Source organism: Bradyrhizobium sp. SZCCHNS1022 (assembly GCF_032484835.1).
GTDB lineage: Bacteria > Pseudomonadota > Alphaproteobacteria > Rhizobiales > Xanthobacteraceae > Bradyrhizobium.
The window spans coordinates 1,436,699-1,457,861 of record NZ_JAUETT010000001.1; the positions used below are offsets into that span (position 1 = coordinate 1,436,699).

The window sequence follows — 21,163 nt, forward strand, 5'->3', positions numbered from 1 at the left end:
AGCCTACACTTTCAGAAAAGGCACCAATTTGCCAGATATTGATTTTCAGTCGTCCCCAGGATCAGCCGCCGAGCCATTCTTCTCGAGCATCGGGGCACTTTTGCAATGTCATGCAGCAGCGAGTCCCGATCGCGCAGCCATTATTGGTCCAACGGGCGCCGCGGTTAGCTATGCGGAGCTCTGGGCGCTCACGTCCGAGCTCTTGCGCGATCTCCGCGCGCTGGGCATCGGCTCCGCCGACCGGCTCGCAGTCATGCTGCCGCGCGGCTCGGAGAACGCGATCATCTTGACTGCAGTCGCTGCAAGTGCGGTCTGCGTTCCCGTCAATCCGGATTTCACCGCGGATGAGCTGCTGCGCTATTTCAGTGACCTCCGCCTTTCCGCCCTGGTGACGCGTGCAGACATGTCGTCCGCCAGTCGTGGCGTCGCGCACACGCTCGGCATTCCCGTCATCGAGATCGCGCCGAGAGAGCGTGCAGGTTTCGTGTTGACCGGCCGTCCGATCCGGCCCGCCGTGGCAGCGGGTGTGGCGACGTCAGCGGACGACGCTTTCATCTTGCTGACGTCGGGGACGGCCTCGCGGCCGAAAATGGTGCCGCTCACGCAGGCGAGTGTCTGTCGTTCGGCCTACAATGCGGGTGCGGTGTTGCGGCTGACGGGCGAAGACCGTCTGCTCAATGTGCTGCCTTTGTTCCATGCCCATGGTCTGATCTCCGGCGTGCTCACGGCGCTGAGCGCCGGATCGAGCGTGATCTGCACGTCGGGCTTTGATGCGCAGGGCTTCTTCGCCTGCCTGCGCGAGTTGCGGCCGAGTTGGTACACCGCGGTGCCTGCGATCCATCGCGCGCTGCTGTCGGCGGCGGAAGCGCAGGCCGATTCTGTTTCCGACTGTTCGCTGCGCGTGATTCGCTCTGCCTCGTCATCCCTGGCGCCGGCCGTCCTCGAAGGCCTGGAGGCGCTGTTCGGCGTGCCGGTCATCGAGACCTATGGCATGACCGAAGGCGCATCGCAGATCGCGGCCAATCCGATCGAGCTCCGCAAGGTCGGGTCGGTCGGGCGGTCGGCCGGTCCTGAGATCGCGATCATGGACGAGCAGGGCGGGGTGCTCCCGGTGGGCGCCCGCGGCGAGATCATGCTGCGCGGCCCGACCATCACGCGCGGCTATTGCGATGATCCCGCCGCAACCGCAGCCGCGTTTCGTGACGGCTGGTTCAGGACGGGCGATCTCGGCTATCTCGACGCGGATGGCTATCTCTTCATCGCCGGGCGGATCAAGGACATCATCAATCGCGGCGGGCAGAAGGTGTCGCCGGAGGAGGTCGAGCAGGTCCTGCTTCGTCACCCTGACGTGCTGGAAGCGGCCGCTTTTGCGATGCCGCATCCACGGCTTGGCGAGGCGGTCGCAGCCGCGATCGTCCCGAAGCCAAAAGCGAGGTTGGATGCGGACCAACTGCGGCAGTTCGCCGGGACGCAGCTCGCCGGATATAAAGTCCCCAGCGTGATCCATCTCGCGACGGCGCTGCCGAAAGGAGCGAGCGGCAAGATCAAGCGGAGCGCTCTCGCAGAGACGTTTGCGGCGCCTGTCAACGCGCCGGCGGCGGGCGCGTCGGCACCGCGGACCGAGGCGGAAATGCAGCTCGCCGGGATCTGGGCTGGACTGCTCGAGTGCAGCGAGATCGGTGTCGATCAGGACGTGTTCGCGCTCGGTGCCGACTCGATCCTGGTGACGCAGTTCCTCTCCCGCGTGCGCGACCAGCTTCGGGTCACGCTGTCATTTCGGGATGTATTCGACGCACCGACGGTGGCGGCCCTCGCCGCGCGGCTGCAGGCAACCTCGCGCAGGCGGGCAATCGCCGCACCAGGCTGGCGCGCCCCGGCCGCCTATGAGGTCGCAGCACCGCTCTCCTTCCAGCAGCAGCGAATCCATTTTCTGGCCGATCTCGATCCGACAGGCTGTCATTATAATGTCGTGGAAGCCGTGCGGCTCACAGGTCCGCTCGACGTTGCGGCTCTCGACGCCAGCATTGCCGAGATCTGCCGGCGCCATGACACCCTGCGCAGCACCTTCTCCGAGCGGCGCGGCAGGCGGGTTCAAATCGCTCAGCCAGCGCCGGCTGAGCTGCATCGGATCGACCTGGGCGACACTCCGGCCGCCGACCGGGATGGGGTGGTGCGCAACGAAGTGCTGCAGATCATGCGGTCGAAAGCCGACCTTGCGCAGCAGCCGCCATTCCAGGCCTGGCTGTTTCATTTGGCTGACGCCGACCATGCACTCGTCATCCGCATCCACCATGTCGCGACGGACGGCTGGTCGCAGCGGCTGTTTTGGGAGGAGCTGGGCGCCCATTACGGGCGCCATTGCGGCCTTTCGGCCGATCGGCTGCCACCGCCTGCGATCCAGTATCGCCAATTCGTCGCCTGGCAACAGGGTTGGCTACGCACCCAGGCCGCCAAGCAACAGCTGGCCTATTGGCATGCGCAGCTCGAGGGCCTCACGGTGTTGCCGTTGCGGACCGATCGTCCGCGCCCGGTGAGCTTGAGCGGCCGCGGTGCCCGCCATGCTCTGGCGTTCACGCCCGTTTTGTCTGAGCGAATCCGAGCATTCTGCCGCGCCGAAGGCGTCACACCGTTCATGACGCTGCTCGCGGCGTTCCAGGGCCTTCTCTATCGCGTCACCGGCCACGCCGACGTCGCGGTTGGCTCGCTGATCGCCAACCGCAACCAGGTCGAGATCGAGCGGCTGATCGGCATGTTCGCCAATACGATCGTGCTGCGCACCGATTTATCGGGCGATCCGAGTTTCCGTGCGCTGCTCGCGCGCGTCCGCACCGTCACCATCGATGCCTATCGCAACCAGGATCTGCCGATCGAGGAGGTGCTGCGGACCGCGCCGCTGTTGCGCGGCCAGGATGCAGCGCCGCTGTTTCGGGTCATGTTCATTCTGCAGAATGCCACGACCACGACGCCGACGCTTCCAGGATTGTCGGTCGATCTCATCGACGTCGATCCGGGACTCGCGCGCTTCGATCTGACGCTGGAGCTCAACGATTCCGGCGAGGCCTATGCCGGCTTCTTCGAATACAGCACTGACCTGTTCGAAGCCGGCACGATTGCGCGAATGGCGGCGCATCTCGACGCGCTACTTCAGGCTGCCCTCGACGATCCGGGCGCGCCGATAACGCAGTTGGAGATGCTGCCCGCCTCGGAGCGGCGTGAGGTTCTGAAGCTGGCGGCGGGCTCGCGGATCGATTTCGGATCGCAGGGCGATGTGCTGGCGGGCCTCGCCGCGCAGGTCGCGCGCATGCCGGAGGCGATCGCGGTGTCCGATGCCGGGCATCGCATCAGCTATCGTGAACTCGATGCGTCCAGCGCAGCGATTGCCGGCCGGCTGATCAGCGAGGGTCTAGGGCCGGAAGCGGTGGTCGCCCTATGGGGCGCGCGCTCGCCGCATCTGCTGGCGGCTATGGTCGGCGTGCATCGTGCCGGCGCCGCGTTCCTCTGTCTCGATCCTGCGCAGCCGGCGGCGCGCCTCGTCCATATGCTCAAGGACAGCGGCGCAGCCTTCATTCTGGCGTCGGAGGGCGAGGTCGCGGCGCTGCAGCCGGTCATGGATCAATTTGCGACCGAGGTTCAGCCGAGGATTGCTCTGATCGACGAACTGGTCACGACGCCTCCGTCCGGTGGCGCTGCGTTGCCGAGCGTCGCAGAGACTGGTCTCGCCTATGTCATCTACACGTCGGGCTCGTCGGGTTGGCCGAAGGGTACGCTGATCGAACGGCGCGGGCTGGCAAATCACCTTGCCTCGGTGGTTGCCGCGTTCGGACTTGGCCCTGGCGACGTAGTCGCGCAGACTGCGCCGCAAAGTTTCGTCATCGCGGTGTGGCAGTGCCTGGCTGGACTAACGGTCGGCGCCCGCATTCATGTCTGCGCCGCCGAGGTGGTGAGGGATCCCATCCTGCTGGCGCAGGAGATCGGCGCGCACGGCATCACTGTGCTGCAGATCGTACCGTCGCTGCTGCGCGCGCTGCTGGAGCAGGTCGAGGACCAAGCCATCACGCGCGCGCTGTCCGGCCTGCGCATCGTCATTGCAACCGGCGAGCCGCTGACCGTGGATCTTTGCCGCAGCTGGTTGACGCACTTTCCGGATATCCCGTTGGTCAATGCCTATGGCGCATCGGAATGCTCCGATGACGTCACCTTGCATCGCATGACCTCTGCACCGGAGCCGGGCGGCGTGGTTTCGATCGGCCAATCATTGCCGAACACGCAGGTCTATGTGCTGGACGGACAGTTTCAGCCGGTGCCGATCGGCGTGGTCGGCGAAATCTGCGTCGGCGGCGCCGGCGTGGCCCGTGGCTACCTCAATGACCCGGCTCGGACAGCTGAGCGGTTTGTGCCCGATCCCTTCTCGGCCATCGCCGGTGCGCGGCTCTATCGCACCGGCGATCTCGGTCGCCGGCGTGCGGACGGGGCGCTCGAATGCCTCGGGCGCATGGATCGCCAGCTGAAAATTCGTGGCCACAGAATCGAGCTGCAGGAAATCGAGCAGGTTCTGCTCGATCACCCGCTGGTCCGCCACGCGATCGTCGAACCGCATGGCCTCGCTGGCCGCGACATCCGGCTGATCGCCCATGTGGTGCCGGCCTCTGGCGGTCGGCTGACCGCGAGCGAGCTACGCAGCTTTATCAAGGCGAAGCTGCCGGGCCATATGATCCCCTCGGCCTTCCTGTTTCTCGACCGGCTGCCATTGAATGCACATGGCAAGGTGGATCGCGCGGTCCTGAGGGTAAGCCCGATCGCGGATGTCACGGAGGGGCCGGAGCCGATTGCGCCCGAGAACGCGATCGAGACGCTCGTCTGCGAGATCTGGGCCGAGGTGCTGAAGCGACGCCGCATTGGCGCCACCGACAATTTCTTCGAGCTTGGCGGCCACTCCCTGCTGGCGGGCCAAGTCATGGCTCGCCTCGCCGCAGCGTTGCAGCTGTCTCTGCCGATGAAGGTTCTGTTCGAGGCGCCGACCGTGACGGCGTTCGCGCAACGGATCGATCAGGCCCGGGCCCAGCAGCTCCAGCCAATGCAGCTCATTCCGGCGATCGCACGGGGGGCTGGGCCGCAGGCCTCAATGGCGCAGGCGCAGATGATCAGGATGGAGCATGCGCTGCCTGGGCTGCCGCAGTTCAATCTGCCCTTCGCATTCCGGCTTGTCGGCCCCATCAAGATCGACGCGCTCGCGCGAGGTCTTTCCGATGTAGTGAGACGTCATGACGTCCTGCGCACCGGGTTCGGCAGGGGTGACGACGAGCCTCACGCGGTCGTGATCGCTCCCGATCAGGTACCCGGAATCCTGTCGGTGGAGGATCTGGCCGATGGTGTTGCTGACGACGATGATCGGCCCAGCCAACGTTTGCGCCTGAGGGCTGCGAAGCTGATCGCACAGCAGGAGGCCTGGACACCGTTCGATGTCAGTCATGCTCCGCTGCTTCGCGCGCGGCTGTTGCGGCTCGCCGCCGACGATTATGTCCTGCTGATCACCTTCCATCATGCCGTCGTCGATGGCTGGTCGATCGGGCTGCTGCTCGAGGAGATCTCGCAAACCTGCTCGTCGTTGCCCGCACCCGAGCCGCTGCTTCCGCCCCAGGGCAAGCTGACCTTCTCCGATGTCGCCCGATGGCAGCGTGCGTGGTGTACGACCGCCGCCGCGGATGGGCAGATGTGTTATTGGCGCGAGGTTCTGCATGCGGCGACGCCGGTGTTTGGTCCTGGGGGGCGCGGCGTCGCAGCGCGGCTTGGCGCACGCACTGGCCACGAGCCCGTCCAGCTTACGCGCAGCCTGATCAAACGGTTGGACGCGTTCGCGAAATCGCAGAACGGGACGCTGTTCATGGGCCTGCTGACCGCGCTCAACGCGGTGCTCATGAAGCGGACCGGACAGCAGGATATTTGTATCGCGACCTCGATGGCCAATCGCGTCCAGCCGGCGACCGAGCGCGTGGTCGGGCCGTTGGAAAACACGGTCATCATTCGCACCCGACTCACGCCGGAACTGTCGTTTGCTGAAGCCTTCGATCGGGTGCGCCGCGCGGTGCTCGATGCGCATGCCCGGCAGGAACTGCCCTTCAACGTTCTGGCCGAGCAGCTGGCCGAAAAGGACGGCATCGATCCCGCCGGTCTGATCCAGGTGTATTTCACTTTGCAGAATCCGCTGCGCCAACCGTTGAGGCTGCCGGGCATCGCTGTGAAGCCGTTCGGAGATGTGTCCCGCGAAGGCCAGCCGGTGCTCCCGGTCAATCAGACCTGGCTGAGCCTGATGCTCAAGGAGCGTCCGACCGGCGTCACCGGCACGCTGGGCTACAAGGCCGATCTGTTCGCGTTCGACGACATGGCGACATGGGTGGCGGATTTCAGAGCGATCCTCGAGATGGCCATCGCCGGCTCTCGAACGTCATTGGCCGAACTGCTCGATCGCCAGGCGGCTTGAACCGGTTGACGACGCCGAACTCGGATGTTCGGCCTGTGAGTAGCGCTGGATCGATCTTGATTGTTCGCTGGCGCCGGGCAACAGTGCGCCCCGTTGCAATCGGCAACCGCGAGCCGAAAGGAAGGGGTTACTATGGGCTTTGTCAAATATATTGATTTCAGCGCCTTGTCCGATGAAGAGCGGGAAGCTCTGCAGAAGATGCTCGAAAGCCAGAAAGAAGAATTGATGGAGGCCCTGAAGAACGCAAATCAGGGTCTTTCCGCACTGAAGAAGCAGGCCAAGAAGTCTGCGAAGAAGGCCAAGCCCAAGAAGGGCAAGAAGTAAACGGGCCTTGCGCCGGCGCCTTGTCCATTCGATGAGTTCGCCAATTGCCGCCCATTCGTACTCGCCAATGTCCGAAGTTCGCCGGAGTCCGGGGGGCAAGATATCGTGCCGATGTCTGCGAATGCTGAGTTGCGAACTTCGGCAAGAAGGTGCTGGCGCGAGGCATTATGACTGAGCAGACCCCGGGCTTCGATCTCCTTATCCGCGGCGGCGTCGTGATCGACGGAACCAAGGCGCCGCGATTTGCTGCCGATGTCGGCATTCGCGACGGCCGTATCGCCGCGATCGGCGATCTCGCTGGCCAGTCTGCTCACCGGACGATCGATGCAGACGGCAAGATCGTCGCGCCGGGCTTTATCGATTCCCATACCCATGATGACGGCGCGGTGCTGCTCGACCGGCAGATGGTCTGCAAGATCTCGCAAGGTGTGACCACCGTCGTCACCGGCAATTGCGGCGTCAGCATCGCCCCGCTCAAGCCGGGAACGCCGCGGCCGATGCCGCTGGGTCTGCTTGCCGCCGGCGACGGCCGCAAGGCCGAGTTCGCCACCTTCGCCGCCTATATGGCTGCGCTGCGTGCGGCGCCGGCTTCCGTCAACGTTGCGCCGATGGTCGGGCACACCGCGCTGCGCGCGTCCGTCATGAGCGACCTCGGCCGTGCGGCAACGGATGCAGAGGTGGCCGAAATGCGCGCCTTGGTGCAGGAGGCGCTGGATGCCGGCGCGCTGGGCATCTCCACGGGCACCTATTACCCGCCGGCGGAAGCGGCGCCGACCGAAGAGATCATCGAGGTCTGCCGTCCCTTGACGGGGACAGGCGCGGTCTATGCAACGCATATGCGTAATGAGGCGGATCGCTGTGCCGAGTCGCTCGAGGAGAGCTTTGCGATCGGCCGGGCACTCGACGTGCAGGTGGTGATCTCACATCACAAGCTGGCGGGGCCGGCGAATTTCGGCAAATCCAAGCTCACCCTGCCGATGATCCGTGGCGCGATGCAGTGCCAATGCGTCGCGCTCGACTGCTATCCCTACAACGCCTCCTCGACGATGCTGCACCTCGATCCTGCCAAGCTGCAGGTGAAGGTGGTCGTCGCGGCCTCCAAGCCGCATCCGGAGATGGCCGGCCGCGATCTCTCGGACATCGCCGCCGAGTGGGGCGTCGACCGGCTCGAAGCCGCGAAGCGGCTGCAGCCGGCCTCGGCGATCTACTTCTCGATGGATGAGGCCGACGTGCAGAACATCCTGGCGTTCGAGCCGACCATGATCGGCTCCGACGGGCTGCCGTTCGGCGAGCGGCCGCATCCGCGGCTCTGGGGCACGTTCCCGCGCGTGCTCGGCTATTACTGCCGCGAGCTCAATCTGTTCTCGCTGGAAACCGCGGTGTGGAAGATGAGCGGGCTGACTGCGGCGAATTTCGGCATCCGGGAGCGCGGGACCATCGCGGTCGGCAACCGCGCCGACATCACGATCTTCGACCCGGCCACGGTGCGAGACACCGCGACCTATGACGAGCCCTGCGTGCCCGCCGCTGGCATCGAGGCCGTCATCGTCAACGGCGCGCTCACTTGGTCACAGGGTGTACATCAGGGCGCCAACGCCGGACAGGTGATCACGCGCGCCATGCCGGACGGCAAAGCGCTCCAATAACATCCGTTACCGTCAGCGCTGCGCAGGTCCCGACGTCGAGCCGCGCACGATCAGGCTCGGCGCCAGCACGACATGCTCGCGTTTCGCCGCCGGACTTGCAATGCGGTCGAGCAGGAGCCGGGCTGCCGCTTCGCCCATCTGACGTTGCGCGATGCGCACCGTGGTCAGAGGCGGCGAGACCATATCCACGAAGGGCATGTCGTTGTGGCCGACCACTGAGATGTCCTGCGGGCACTTGAGCCCGCGTGCGGCGAGCGCGTCGTAGACGCCGAGCGCCAGCAGGTCATTGGCCGCGACGACCGCGCTGGGGCGCGCCTTGCGGTCGAGCAGCCTTAGCGCCGCAGCTCGCCCGGCCTCGCGTGTATAGGCTGCGGCAGTCTCCACCATGATGCCGTCCGCAGTTAGTCCGAGCTGCTTGGCGCTGGCCTCGAAGCCGGCGCGGCGCCGCGCGCCGGTCGAGACGTTTGCCGGCCCGGCGACGTGAGCGATGCGCCGATGGCCGAGACCGACGAGATGATCGACCGCAAGCCGCATGCCTGTTTCGTCGTCGCTGGCCGCTGAAGGCAGCCGCGCGCCGGCATCGACCCGGTTGACCAGCACGACCGGCAGTGCCGCATCCAGGCAATGCTTTACGATTCCGTCGCGCAAGCCGACGGTGGCGAGTACGAGGCCGTCGACGCCGCGGGCGATCAGGCGATCGATCAACTCCTGCTGCGAGCCGTTTGCTCCGACGTCGACGACGATGGTCGCATAGCCGGCGGCCTCGAGCTGCTCGGCAATGCCGGACAGGATCGGCGGGAAGCCGGGGTCGGCGATATCGGGCGCGAGCACGCCGATCAGGCCGCTGCGCCCGGTGCGCAGGCCCTGGGCCGCCGTGTTCAGGCGATAGCCAAGGGCGTTTGCGATCCGCTGAACGCGCTGCGCGACATCGTCCGCCACGAGATGCCTCATGGCCGGGCTCAGCGCGCGCGACACGGTCGAGGGATGCACGCCGCAGCGCTCGGCGATGTCCTTGATGGTCGGGCGCGCCGAGAAATTTGTTGCGCGCTTGCGCGGCGATGGCAGCGGGTTCCGTTTCATCTGCGTGATCTTCATGCCGCGTCGCAGCGACGTTTGAACGTCCGTCCGCCTTGACAGCTTTCGGCCATCTGCAATAAACCCGCATTTGCAATCGATTGCAAGCCGGAGATCCGCAGATGACTGCCAGCGCTCTCAAGCCGCATCTTGTCAGTCCCGAGCATCTCGATCCGCATTGGCGTTGGAACCGCGCCATTCCTTCGCATGGCCACGTCTCGGTCGATTTCGAACGCCGTGTCGATTTCGACCGGCTGCGGCGCTACCGGCTGGCGCGCGCGCGTGCGGCGCTGAAGGCGTCGGGCTGCGGCGCGCTGCTGCTGTTCGACGTGAACAACATCCGCTACGTCTCCGGCACCAAGATCGGCGAATGGGAGCGCGACAAGCTCTGCCGCTTCGCGCTGCTGGCGGGCGATGGCGAGCCGATCGTGTGGGATTTCGGCTCGGCGGCCGTGCATCACCGGATCTTCTGCGACTGGCTTGCGCCGGAGAATTGCCGCGCCGGCATGCTCGGCATGCGCGGCACCGTGCCGCCTGCGGTCGGGCTGATGAAGGCGCATGCCGAGGAGGTGATGAGCCTGCTGCGCTCCGCCGGCGTCGCCGACATGCCCGTCGGCGTCGACCTCGCCGAGACCGCGATGTTCTTCGAGCTCCAGAAGGCCGGCATCAAGGTCGTCGATGGCCAGCAGGTGATGCTGGACGCGCGCGAGATCAAGAACATCGACGAGATCATGCTGTTGAACCAGGCCGCGGCCATGGTCGACGGCGTCTATCATTCGATCTACGAGCATCTGAAGCCGGGTGTGCGCGAGAACGACATCGTCGCGCTCGCCAACAAGCTGCTCTACGAGATGGGCTCCGACGACGTCGAGGCGATCAACGCCATCTCCGGCGAGCGCTGCAATCCGCATCCGCACAATTTCACCGACCGGATCCTGCGGCCCGGCGACCAGGCCTTCTTCGACATCCTGCAGTCCTACCAGGGCTACCGCACCTGCTACTACCGCACCTTCAATGTCGGCCGCGCCACGCCGGTGCAGCACGATGCCTACAAGCAGTGCCGCGAATGGCTCGACAACGCGATCGCGCTGATCAAGCCGGGCGTCTCGACCGATACGGTCGCCAAGGTCTGGCCGAAGGCGGAGGAGTTCGGCTTTCCATCCGAGATGGCCGCGTTCGGCCTGCAATTCGGCCACGGTCTCGGCCTTGCGCTGCATGAGCGTCCGATCATCTCCCGCCTGGTCTCACTGGAGAATCCGATGGAGATCAAGACCGGCATGGTGTTCGCGCTGGAGACCTATTGTCCCGCCGCCGACGGTTACTCCGCGGCGCGTATCGAGGAAGAGGTCGTGGTCACCGACAAGGGCTGCCAGGTGATCACGCTATTCCCGGCGGAAGAGCTGCCGATCGCCAACCGCTATTGAGCAAAAGGACTTGGCGACCAATAAAGTTGTTGTTTTGGCGCTTTCGTCATTGCGAGCGAAGCGATCCAGGGCGGTGGACATGACTCTGGTTTGCTTCGTCGCTTCGCTCCTCGCAATGACGGAAGCCGTCGTAAGTAGGACGGAGAGATGACAATGACGGCGACGCACACGCTGGGCTGGATCGGCATGGGCCGGATGGGCTTTCCGATGGCCGAACGGCTGTTGAAGGCCGGCCACAAGGTCTCGATCTTCAACCGCACCCGCGCCAAGGCAGAGCCGCTCGCCGCCAAGGGCGGCGTGATCGTCGATCGCCCGAGCGATCTTTCCGCTTGCGACATCGTGTTCTCGATGGTCTCCACGGCCAAGGATCTCGAGCAGGTATATTTCGGCGAGCATGGCCTGGTCTCCGCCAGCTCTGGCACGCGGCCCAAGATCCTGGTCGATTGCTCCTCGATCGGCGTCGAACAATCCGAGGCGATCGCGGCCCGGTTGAAGGAGAAAGGCTGTGAGTTCGTGCGCGCGCCGGTCTCCGGCAACGGCAAATGCGTCAAGGCCGGCAAGCTGTCGTCCGTGGTGTCGGGATCGAAGGCGGCGTTCGATCAGGTCGCGCCGTATCTGGCGAAGATCGCGGCTTCCGGCGTGTCCTATGTCGGCGACGGCGAGCTCGCGCGCATCTGCAAGATCGCGCACAACGTCTTCCTTGGCGTCGTCATCCAGAATCTCGCCGAGATCACGATCCTGGCGCAGAAGGCCGGCGTGCCGCGCCATGCCTTCCTCGACTTCATGAATGCGAGCGTGATGGGCTCGACCTTCACCAAGTACAAGAGCAATGCGCTGGTCAATCTCGACTGGACCACGACCTTCACGCCGGCGCTGCTGCGCAAGGATCTCGACCTCGGACTTTCGGCGGCGCGTCAGCTCGATGTGGCGATGCCAGTGACGGCGGCCACGCGCGAGGCGCTGCAGGCCCATGTCGGCGCCGCCAGCTTGCAGCCCGATCCCGCCGGCTATCTGGAAAAGGACTTTGCCGCGCTGCTCGAGACCGTCGCGCTCGCCGCTGGCATCAAATTGCAGCCTGAGAACGTGCCGATGCCGACGGGGCTGGAGACGGAAGGATAGTCGAGGCCTACGCGCTCGCCAATGCCCGCCACCGCGTGTCGCGTGCCGAGGGGCGGCGGTGCAGGCGAGCATCGAGCACGGCACGCGCCCGCGCGAGCTTGCCACTGCGGATCAGTGCCAGAATGTAGGTGTCCTCGATCACCTCGCGCTGGGCATGGCTGCCGCCGATCCTGGCGAGATCGCCGATGACGGGGGTGAGCTGATCGACGCAGGCGCGCCAGTTGCTCTCGGCGAACGCGCGCAGCGCGCGCACCATGTGCGGAACGATGCGACCGGCCGCGAGCTTGCCCTCGGCCAAGCGTCGTTCGATCGCAGCGAGCCGTCCGCTCAGCGCGGCGCGATCATGCGTCGCTGCTGCGATCAGCGTCAGGTGCATCTCGACGAACGGCAGGCTCGACCCCGCGAAGCGGTTGTGTGCATAGCTGGATAGATCGGTCCAGGCGCCGGGCGGTACGGATTGTCCGTCTGCCGCGAGCCGCCACAGCAGCGAGGCGCAGTCGGAGAGCGCGTTGAGCGGCGGCGCGGAGACCATGGCCGGCGCGAGCACGTCGGAGTAGAGGGCCAGCGCCTTGGCGGAGTCGCCCTGGTCCAGTGCACCGAGCGCCTGATGCCAGCGGATATGGCCGTGCAGCATGCCGGTCCGGTCGTAGTCGTCGATCCAGTCGGTCACGAGCGCGTCGGCCTCGCCGATCGAACCCTCCTCGAACATCGCATGCAGCAGCGCGTGTACGACATAGGCGTTCTGGCGACGCAGCGCAAAGCTGCGCTCGGTGATGGCGCGCCCTCGCGTGAGCTCGCCGGCCTCGGTCAGCGCCCAGCCATGGTTGGACTTGAACCACCAGTCATCGCCATAGGCGTCTGCGTAGCTGTCGCACAGCTCGCGCCGGGCGGCGTCATGATCGGCACGGCCGGAGAATGCCAGCAGGCCGAACGCCCCGAGCGGCAGTGCCATCACCATCGCGTCGCGCGGCCAGCTCGCAAGATGCGACAACGTCGCGGTCAGCGCCTCCGCGCTGCGGCCCTGGATGGCGAGCGATAGCGTCGCGACATGGCTCCGCTCGCGTGCGGTGCCGTGCCGTTCGACCAGTTCGCGCGCGCGTCCGATGGTCTGCAGGGCAGGCTCGCGCTGCTGATAGATGGCGTGGACCCGAGCGCGGGCGGCATGGGCCAGCGCGAATTCCGGATCGCGCATGATCGCCCGCTCGAATGCTTCGGCAGCACCGGGCCAGAATGCGAGCAGGAGATCGACGCCCTCGCGATAGGCCGTAGCGGCCTCGGCGGAGGTGGTCGACAGTGGCAGCCCGTAACGATCCTCGTCCATATCAGCCCACCAGCGGCCTGCGGCCTTCGATCGGATAGGCCGGATCGTTGTAGCCCGGCGTCGAGGCGTGGCCGGTGACGACGAGGCGATCGATCAATGCCTCGTCATCGGCCGCGAAGGGGTAGTCGAGCGCGCGGAGGTAATCGTCCCATTGCGCCTCGGTGCGAGGGCCGGCGATCACCGAGCTCACAAAGGATGAGTTCAGCACCCAGGCGACCGCGAACTGGCCGGCGGTGAAGCCTTTGGCCTCGGCGTGGCGCTTGATCTCCTGGGCGAGCCGTAGGGACTCCGGCCGCCATTCGGTCTGCATCATCCTGGTGTCGTTGCGTCCGGCGCGGCTGTCCTCGGCCGGCGGAGCATCGGGGCTGTATTTGCCGGTCAGCACGCCGCGCGCCAGCGGGCTATAGGGCACCACGCCGAGACCGTAGTAGCCGCAGGCCGGCAGATGCTCGACTTCCGGCATGCGGTTCATCGCATTGTAATAGGGCTGGCTGACCGCCGGACGGTCGATGCCGAGCCGGTCGCAGATGTTGCAGATCTCGGCCAAGCGCCAGGCGCGATAGTTGGAGACGCCGAAATAGCGGATCTTGCCGGCCCGCATGAGGTCGCCGATCGCGCGTACCGTCTCGTCCAGCGGCGTCGCGTGATCCTCCTTGTGCAGATAGTAGATGTCGATGTGGTCGGTGCCCAATCGCGCCAGGCTTTCATCTGCCGCCTGCAGCACCCAGCGCCGCGACAGCCCGGCGCGATTGGGATCGTCGCCCATCGGATTGGCAAGCTTCGTGGCAAGGACCCAGCTGTGGCGGTCATTCGCAATGGCGCGCCCCACCACCTGCTCGGAGAGACCCTTGTTGTACGCGTCCGCGGTGTCGATGAAGTTGATGCCGGCGTCGTGAGCCCCGGCGATGATGCGGGCCGAGGTTGCCTCGTCGGTCGGGCCGCCGAACATCATGGTGCCCAGGCAGATCGGCGATACTTTCAGGCCGCTGCGGCCGAGCTGGCGGTAGTGCATGGGGTGAGCCTTGTCCTGCTTTATCTTGCCGCGTACGCGGAGATCGGATGGAAACATAGATCTCTCAGCGCGTCATTGCGAGCGCAAGCGGGTGGACGCGTCATTCCGGGGCGATGCGAAGCATCGAACCCGGAATCTCGAGATTCCGGGTTCGCTCGTTTCACTCGCGCCCCGGAATGACGGAGTGAAGGCCAAGCCATCACTCGCTCTTCAGGATCTTGAACACGCCGCTCGCCATCGCGATCACGCGGTGCTCGACGGTGATCTCGGTGGTGATGAAGACCAGGCTGCGCGTGGTGCGCACCACATGTGGCCGCGAAATCAGGATTTCGCCGATCTTGCCGGCTTCGACGAAATGGGTGTCGAACTGCACGGTGGCCATGTGCGGCTTGCCGGCGACGTGGCGCGCGGTCATGCCGCAGCTGCGATCGGCCAGCGTCATGATCACGCCGCCCTGGACCAGGCCCCGGCGATTGTGATGCTTGTCCTCGGTCACCAGTGCGTGTTCGAGAGCACCCTCGACCTGACGCTGCCACAGCGGCCCGATCAGGTGCAGGAAGCCCGTGGTGTCTACGATCTCCCAGCCGTCGGAAATCATCCTGGTTGCGACCTTCTGACTCATCGGCGGCGGTTCCATCCCTGCTACGGCTGCTCGAAAGACGTCATCGCCGGCGGTTCCTGCAGCGTCAAGTTCCCGGAAGCTGCCATCGGCCGGTCTCCGTCTGGAAGTCGCCGCGGTTTCGGCTACAACCGAGCCATGCTCCATCGTCCGATTCGCGCATCCCTGTTGATACTTGCCTGCGGGCTGTCGCTCGCAGCCCCGCCGGCGCTCGCCGCCGGGCCGAACGCGTCATTGCGGGCGGCTGCGGACGCCATGGCGCAAGCCGCTTCGCCGGAGGCGATCGCCGATTATCGCCGCAAGCTTGCCGAATATCAGGAGGCGAGGGCCGCGTTCGAGCAGGAGGCTGGCGCCTATTGGAAGGCCATCGCAGAGAAGCGGCGCGGTCGAAATGCCAAGCGGCGCGAACACCAGCCGATCACGCTGGACGACTACGTCCTGGAGCAGCCGCCGGTTTATACCGGGCCGAAGCGGCCGGTGAATCCGGAGCCCGAGCAGGAACCGCCGCCGCGCGAGCGCAAATACATCCCTGTCGTCGCCGATCTCGTGAAGGCGGCACGGGAGCAATTCCAATGGCAGCCGCAGCAACCGGCCAATGACATCGATTTCAAGCGTGCCTATGCCCGCTTCGCCGCCGCGAGCGGGCTGACGCGCGAGCAGGCGGTGCGGGTCTATGCGTTCGAGACCGGCGGCAACGGCCGGCACGACTCGCAGTCCGGTTTCAAGGCCAATCGTGCGATCTCGACCGCGGTCGGCTACAATCAGCTGCTCACCACCAACAGCGTCGAGCTTCTGGCGGAGCAGGGACCGCTGTTCATCCGGTTGTTGGGGGAGCGCGTCGCCCAGGCGTCCGGCCCGGCTCGGGCGGCGATGGAGCGCAAGCTCTCGGTCCTGAAGAAGATGGTCGCGATCGCGCGCTCGGTGCCGGACGATTGGTCGGCGCACGAGAAGATCGGCGACACCGAGCAGGGCTGGGCCATGCATGCGATGGTGCTCGACATCGATGTCGGCCCGATGCTGCAAACTCATAAACTCCTCACCTCGGTGCTGTTCGCGCGCGCCAAGGGCTACACGCGTCCGCTGACCGCGGCCGAGCTCGAGATGATGAACCTGACCGGAGACGGCACCGGCTTCGACATGGTCACCATGCCGCTGGCGATGCGCGACCAGGTGCCGACCACCAACTTCTTCCAGCGCTCAGGCTATGAGCGCAATCCGGTCGCGGTCCGCCATAACACCGTGGCGAAGCTGCTCGCGGTCACTGACGCCAGGATGGATTCGCTCAGCAACCTGCCGGGCGCGAAGGAATTGGCCGCGGCATTTTAGCGCGGCCAACAGGACGAGTTGGACGAAAGCGCCGGCGCAAATGCGCTGGCTCACCTCCTTCTTCCACGTGGGATTGGGTGAGCACCGCTACCGAGTCCGGAGGTCGCTCGCGCCAGCGACGAAGCTCTATTCGTCTGCGCCGAAGGAGAAGCTGCCGTCCCCCTCCAGATAGGGGCCGGTGCGCATATAGAGCTGGCCGTTCTCGCCGAGGAAGAACAACGTACCCTTGGGGACCTTCCTGGCCCCCTTGAACAGCATGCCGGCGTTCCTGGTCCCCATCTTATAGGCGAGCGTCTTGCCGTCCTTGCCATAGGCATAGCCCATGTTCGGCTTGAGCTCCCACGGAACAGGCGCGGCGGGCGCCGCAAAGGCCGTGACCGCCACCAGGCCGAAGAGGCCGGCCGTCACAAATGTCTTTGATATTAAACTCGTCATCTGATCCTCCCACAGCCCCGTCGGCCGCTATCCCCATCGAACAAATCACGAACGTCATCTGCCCCGCCAATGCAGGGTAGCGGCGAGTTTGTCGCACCGCCTAGCGATTCATTTTACGACTTTTCACCCGGGATCTCGCGACTATGTTGGTGCCATCGTCTAGAAATGAACCGCAAAGCAAATGCGTGCAGGGATGATTCGAATGAACCTCGTCACGAAGATCGGTTTGGGGTTGGCATTGGTGGCGCTGGTTCCGGCAGCGCAGGCCGATCAATTCAAGCTATCCAGCAACCAGCGGATCGCCTGCAGCCGCGGCCTGTCTGCCGGCAAGCTCAACACGGCAACCTGCAAATCCTACAGCTATGTCTTCAACGTCAAGACTTCAGAATATTACCGCTGCCAGATGTCGCTGTCGCTGACGCGCGACAACAAGGAGGTCATCAACGTGCAAGCCGATGGCGGCTGCGCCCAGAAGCCGCGCGTCTTCGACACCGACTCCAACTACGAATTCGATGCCACCGAAACCGAGCCGGCGAACACCAACTCCTTCTTCGGCAACGGCGGCTATTCGATCTGGGTGGCCGACACCACCCAGCAGAAGGTCCGCGGCTGCATTACCATCTCCTCCGGGTTGGGCTCTGATATTTCGAAATGCCTGGACATGACGTTCCGGTGAGACCGGGGAGCAGTATTTATCGGCCGACATCCGGCGACGATCCTCGCCAGCACAAAATCAGGCGGTGCGGCGAGCCGGTCCGGCCTGCAGTCCTTCGGATGGGTTGACCGGAGCTGCACATCCGGCCAATTTGCCGGCAAAATCAAAATAGGGAGGAACGATGCGTTCTATCAAAATCGTAGGCTTGGCACTTTTTGTCGCAGGCTTGGCCTACAGCCCCGTTGCCAAGGCGCAGAGCTTCATCAACGTGCTGACCGGCGGTACCTCGGGCGTTTACTATCCACTCGGCGTTGCGATCGGAAAGATCTACAGCGACAAGATCCCGAACGTGAAGACCCAGGTCCAGGCCACCAAGGCCTCGGTGGAGAACCTGATCCTGCTGCAGCAGGGCCGCGGCGAGCTCGCCTTTGCGCTCGGCGACTCCCTGAAATCGGCCTGGAACGGCGAGGAGGAGGCGGGCTTCAAGAGCAAGCTCGACAAGCTGCGCACGATCGGCGCGATCTATCCCAACTATATACAGATCGTGGCCACCGGCGATTCCGGCATCAAGACATTAGCGGACCTCAAGGGCAAGAGCCTGTCGGTCGGTGCGCCGAAATCGGGCACCGAGCTGAATTCGCGAGCGATCCTGGCCGCCGCGGGCATGAGCTACAAGGATCTGGGCAAGGTCGAATATCTGCCGTTCGCCGAATCCGTCGATCTGATGAAGAACCGCCAATTGAACGCGACGCTGCAGTCGGCCGGTCTCGGCGTCGCCTCGCTGAAGGACCTGTCGACCTCCAGCGAGATCACCGTCGTGGCGGTGCCGAAGGAGGTCGTGGAGAAGATCGGACCGCCGTTCGTGGCAACCGTCATCCCGGCCGGCACCTATAAGGGACAGGACAAGGATGTGCCGACCGCCGCCGTGATCAACTACCTGGTCACGAACGCGACCGTATCGGACGATCTCGCCTATCAGATGACCAAGCTGATCTACGAATCGCTGCCAGAACTCGCGAATGCGCACGCAGCCGGCAAGGAGATCAAGCTGGAGAGCGCCGCGCAGGGCAGTCCGGTGCCGCTGCATCCGGGCGCTATCCGCTACTACAAGGAGAAAGGCCTGATGAAGTAGCGGCTGCATCGCAGTCGTCCTCTCGGCGTTGCCTGATGTCGAACAGGCTGGAATGAGACGCGCACATGGCGATCTGCGATCGTAAATCACTTGAGCTCGGACGAGGCGGCCATCCGGCAGCCCCGCCCGCGCAGGCGCTGGGGGAAGCATGACGTTAGAAGCAGTCAGCATGGAAACGCCGGTCAAGGTCGAGTTCGACAATTTCGAACACGGCTTTCCGGAGGGATTTGGTCCCGGCCGCTGGGGCCATCTGGCGTATGGGATCGGCATCGTCTTCGCCGCCTTCCAGCTCTATGTCGCAGCCTTCAACTATCTGCCGAGCCAGGTGGTCCGCGGCGTCCATGTCGGTTTCCTGCTGCTGCTGACCTTTGGCCTGATCGGAAATTTCACGGCCAAGAGCAATGCCGGCCGCGCGGCGGCCTGGCTGATCGGTGCAGCCGGATTCCTGTGCGGCCTCTACCAATGGATCTTCTATGCCGACTTGATCGCGCGTGACGGCGATCCCACCTATGGCGACCTCGCGGTCGGGACGCTGCTTGCGGTCCTGATCTTCGAGGGCACGCGCCGGCTGATGGGTCTGGCGCTACCTTTGATGTGCGGGGCCTGCCTGCTTTATTGGTTCTTCGGGCAGTATCTGCCGGCGCCGCTCAACCATCGCGGCTACGATTTCGATCAGGTCATCACGCATCTGTCCTTCGGCACCGAAGGCTTCTATGGCGTGCCGATCTATGTCTCGGCGACCTACATCTTCCTGTTCATCCTGTTCGGCTCGTTCCTCGAACACGCGGGCATGATCCAGCTGTTCACCGACGTCTCGCTCGGCCTGTTCGGACGCACCCGCGGCGGCCCCGCCAAGGTCGCCGTGTTCGCCTCGGGCATGATGGGCACGATCTCGGGCTCCGGGGTCGCCAACGTCGTCACCGTCGGCCAGTTCACGATTCCGCTGATGATCAGGTTCGGCTATCGCCGCGCCTTCGCTGCCGGTGTCGAGGCGACGGCATCGATGGGCGGCCAGATCATGCCGCCGGTGATGGGCGCGGTCGCTTTCATCATGGCTGAGACGCTCGGCGTCGACTATTCCGTGATCGTCAAGGCGGCGGTCATTCCTGCCATCCTCTACTTCGCGTCGGCCTTTTGGATGGTGCATCTGGAGGCCGGCAAGCATGGCCTGACCGGCATGAAGGCCTCCGAGATCCCGAGTGCTTGGCACGCGCTGGTGGCGCGCTGGTACCTGGTCCTGCCGCTCGCCGCGCTGGTCTACATGCTGTTCGAAGGCTTCACGCCGCTTTATGCCGGTTCGATGGGCCTCGCGCTGACGGTGGCCCTGATCCTCGGCACCTGCATCACCATGGGCGTTTCGAATCAGGTGCTGCGTTACGTCTTCTGGATCGGCCTGTCGCCTCCGTCGTCGCTGGCCTCGTCGTGATCACCGCCTTCGTGCGCGGCGGCATGGGCACGCTGCACGCCTGCAGGGATTCTCTCGCCGAGAGCGCCAAGTCGGCGCTGACCGTCGGCATGGCCTGCGCCATCGTCGGTGTCATCATCGGCATGATGACCCAGACCGGCGTCGGCTCGATCTTCGGCAGCTGGGTGATCGGACTCGGGCAGACGAGTCTGTTCGGCGCGCTGATCATGACCATGCTGCTCTCCATCCTGCTCGGCACCGGCATCCCGACCATCCCGACCTACATCATCACCGCGGCGCTCGCCGCCCCCGCTTTGGCCAAGCTCGGCGTGCCCCTGATCGCGAGCCACATGTTCGCGTTCTATTACGGCATCATGGCCGACCTCTCGCCGCCGGTGGCGCTGGCCGCGCTGGCGGCTGCGCCGATCGCCAAGGAGAACCCTGACAAGATCGGCTGGGAGGCGATGCGGATCGCGCTTGCGGGCTACGTGATCCCCTTCATCTTCGTCTATTCGCCGGCCTTGATGCTGCAGCCTGGCGATCCGATGGCGGCCGAACTCGGCTTTGCCGGTGCCGTGGTGTTTGCCACCGTCAAGGCGCTGATCGCGATCGGCCTGTTCGGCATGGTTGCCATCGGCTTCCTGTTTGCCCGGATGAGCGTGATCGAGCGCATTGCCGCGCTGGCCGCGTCGATCTGCCTGCTCGGCGAATTCGCCTACAGCGACGCCGTCGGCTTCGTGATCGCGCTTGGGGTGGTGCTGTGGCAATGGCGGCAACGGCCGTCGCGCGCGGCGGTTGCCGCCGCGTGAGTCTCTGCCTTGCGTCCGCGGGCGTGGTGAAAACGCTGTCGATCGCGGCGTTCACCCTTGCGTGGACTCATTCGGTCGAGAAGACCGCCTGGCAGGAGGACTGGCAGACGACCCCGCGCGGGCTCGAACTGGTGCGGGCGCGGGTGAAGGGTTCCGGTGCCGGCATGGAGCCGCCGCCCGAGGCGCGGCTGGTCGAGGGCTGGTTTCAGTGGAGCCCGCAGCGGGCGCCGCTGGCCGAGGTCGTGCTCGGCAATTCCGGCGCGGCTGGGGAATGGCGGATCTGTTCGGACGGACGATGCCGGACCTTCTCCGATATTTTCGGTCATGATATCGGCTCGGCGACGATCACCATGAGCGTCTGCAACAAATAACAACAGATGGAGG

At 65.1% G+C, this 21,163-nt stretch carries 14 protein-coding genes and 1 pseudogene; 10 read left to right on the forward strand and 5 right to left on the reverse strand.

Going from position 1 to position 21,163, the window contains the following annotated elements:
* The first annotated feature begins 100 nt into the window (after window positions 1-100).
* From QX071_RS06470 to QX071_RS06480, 3 genes are all read left to right on the forward strand, one after another.
* Entirely contained in the window at window positions 101-6,478 is a 6,378-nt protein-coding gene (locus QX071_RS06470; RefSeq protein ID WP_315759774.1) for a non-ribosomal peptide synthetase, read from the forward strand.
* 60 nt (window positions 6,479-6,538) lie between these two features.
* Window positions 6,539-6,802 carry a hypothetical protein gene (locus QX071_RS06475; RefSeq protein WP_315701716.1) on the forward strand — a complete coding sequence of 88 codons (264 nt, stop codon included), beginning with the start codon at window positions 6,539-6,541 and terminating at the stop codon, window positions 6,800-6,802.
* A gap of 167 nt (window positions 6,803-6,969) precedes the next feature.
* The gene (locus QX071_RS06480) at window positions 6,970-8,448 is read left to right on the forward strand and encodes a D-aminoacylase (protein WP_315701715.1); all 1,479 of its coding nucleotides are present in this window, start codon (window positions 6,970-6,972) and stop codon (window positions 8,446-8,448) included.
* A 12-nt stretch (window positions 8,449-8,460) separates the two neighbouring features.
* Here the strand turns inward: QX071_RS06480 and QX071_RS06485 are convergent, their stop codons facing one another.
* Window positions 8,461-9,528, reverse strand: coding sequence for a LacI family DNA-binding transcriptional regulator (locus tag QX071_RS06485; RefSeq protein WP_315701714.1), 1,068 nt, complete (start codon window positions 9,526-9,528; stop codon window positions 8,461-8,463).
* 116 nt (window positions 9,529-9,644) lie between these two features.
* Here QX071_RS06485 and QX071_RS06490 point away from each other — a divergent pair, with 116 nt between their 5' ends.
* Together QX071_RS06490 and QX071_RS06495 are read left to right on the forward strand one after the other, a co-directional pair.
* Window positions 9,645-10,946, forward strand: a complete 1,302-nt coding sequence (locus tag QX071_RS06490) for a Xaa-Pro peptidase family protein (protein ID WP_315701713.1) — start codon at window positions 9,645-9,647, stop codon at window positions 10,944-10,946.
* A 153-nt stretch (window positions 10,947-11,099) separates the two neighbouring features.
* Window positions 11,100-12,065 (forward strand): NAD(P)-dependent oxidoreductase, encoded by a 966-nt coding sequence (locus tag QX071_RS06495; protein WP_315701712.1) that lies wholly within the window; start codon window positions 11,100-11,102, stop codon window positions 12,063-12,065.
* A 7-nt stretch (window positions 12,066-12,072) separates the two neighbouring features.
* Here QX071_RS06495 and QX071_RS06500 read toward each other — a convergent pair whose 3' ends face one another.
* The 3 genes from QX071_RS06500 to QX071_RS06510 all read right to left on the reverse strand — a co-directional run bounded on the left by QX071_RS06500 (window position 12,073) and on the right by QX071_RS06510 (window position 15,020).
* Entirely contained in the window at window positions 12,073-13,386 is a 1,314-nt protein-coding gene (locus tag QX071_RS06500; RefSeq protein WP_315701711.1) for a tetratricopeptide repeat protein, read from the reverse strand.
* Window position 13,387: 1 nt separating this feature from the next.
* A complete protein-coding gene (locus QX071_RS06505; RefSeq protein ID WP_315701710.1) occupies window positions 13,388-14,398 on the reverse strand; it encodes an aldo/keto reductase in 1,011 nt (336 codons plus the stop codon).
* Window positions 14,399-14,597: 199 nt separating this feature from the next.
* Complete coding sequence (locus QX071_RS06510) at window positions 14,598-15,020, reverse strand: PaaI family thioesterase (protein ID WP_315701709.1); 423 nt, start codon at window positions 15,018-15,020, stop codon at window positions 14,598-14,600.
* Between the two features lie 135 nt (window positions 15,021-15,155).
* Between QX071_RS06510 and QX071_RS06515 the strand changes: the two genes are divergently transcribed.
* Window positions 15,156-16,343 (forward strand): hypothetical protein, encoded by a 1,188-nt coding sequence (locus tag QX071_RS06515; protein WP_315701708.1) that lies wholly within the window; start codon window positions 15,156-15,158, stop codon window positions 16,341-16,343.
* Between the two features lie 126 nt (window positions 16,344-16,469).
* On the opposite strand, the gene QX071_RS06520 is transcribed toward QX071_RS06515, so the two are convergent.
* Window positions 16,470-16,778, reverse strand: coding sequence for a hypothetical protein (locus QX071_RS06520; protein ID WP_315701707.1), 309 nt, complete (start codon window positions 16,776-16,778; stop codon window positions 16,470-16,472).
* A gap of 202 nt (window positions 16,779-16,980) precedes the next feature.
* On the opposite strand from QX071_RS06520, the gene QX071_RS06525 reads away from it, so the two are divergent.
* The 4 genes and pseudogenes from QX071_RS06525 to QX071_RS06540 all read left to right on the forward strand — a co-directional run bounded on the left by QX071_RS06525 (window position 16,981) and on the right by QX071_RS06540 (window position 21,150).
* Window positions 16,981-17,454, forward strand: a complete 474-nt coding sequence (locus QX071_RS06525; RefSeq protein ID WP_315701706.1) for a hypothetical protein — start codon at window positions 16,981-16,983, stop codon at window positions 17,452-17,454.
* Between the two features lie 160 nt (window positions 17,455-17,614).
* Window positions 17,615-18,565 (forward strand): TAXI family TRAP transporter solute-binding subunit, encoded by a 951-nt coding sequence (locus QX071_RS06530; RefSeq protein WP_315701705.1) that lies wholly within the window; start codon window positions 17,615-17,617, stop codon window positions 18,563-18,565.
* Window positions 18,566-18,734: 169 nt separating this feature from the next.
* A pseudogene (locus tag QX071_RS06535) lies at window positions 18,735-20,779 on the forward strand (TRAP transporter permease).
* Entirely contained in the window at window positions 20,776-21,150 is a 375-nt protein-coding gene (locus QX071_RS06540; RefSeq protein ID WP_315703108.1) for a DUF1850 domain-containing protein, read from the forward strand. The pseudogene QX071_RS06535 and the gene QX071_RS06540 overlap by 4 nt, the downstream one beginning before the upstream one ends.
* Window positions 21,151-21,163 lie beyond the last annotated feature (13 nt).

Coding starts and splice junctions, on each gene's coding strand:
- QX071_RS06480 (WP_315701715.1), top strand. CDS start 6,970: ATGACTGAGCAGACCCCGGGCTTCGATCTCCTTATCCGCGGCGGCGTC.
- QX071_RS06485 (WP_315701714.1), bottom strand. CDS start 9,528: ATGAAACGGAACCCGCTGCCATCGCCGCGCAAGCGCGCAACAAATTTC.
- QX071_RS06490 (WP_315701713.1), top strand. CDS start 9,645: ATGACTGCCAGCGCTCTCAAGCCGCATCTTGTCAGTCCCGAGCATCTC.
- QX071_RS06495 (WP_315701712.1), top strand. CDS start 11,100: ATGACGGCGACGCACACGCTGGGCTGGATCGGCATGGGCCGGATGGGC.
- QX071_RS06500 (WP_315701711.1), bottom strand. CDS start 13,386: ATGGACGAGGATCGTTACGGGCTGCCACTGTCGACCACCTCCGCCGAG.
- QX071_RS06505 (WP_315701710.1), bottom strand. CDS start 14,398: ATGCACTACCGCCAGCTCGGCCGCAGCGGCCTGAAAGTATCGCCGATC.
- QX071_RS06510 (WP_315701709.1), bottom strand. CDS start 15,020: ATGAGTCAGAAGGTCGCAACCAGGATGATTTCCGACGGCTGGGAGATC.
- QX071_RS06515 (WP_315701708.1), top strand. CDS start 15,156: ATGCTCCATCGTCCGATTCGCGCATCCCTGTTGATACTTGCCTGCGGG.
- QX071_RS06520 (WP_315701707.1), bottom strand. CDS start 16,778: ATGACGAGTTTAATATCAAAGACATTTGTGACGGCCGGCCTCTTCGGC.
- QX071_RS06525 (WP_315701706.1), top strand. CDS start 16,981: ATGAACCTCGTCACGAAGATCGGTTTGGGGTTGGCATTGGTGGCGCTG.
- QX071_RS06530 (WP_315701705.1), top strand. CDS start 17,615: ATGCGTTCTATCAAAATCGTAGGCTTGGCACTTTTTGTCGCAGGCTTG.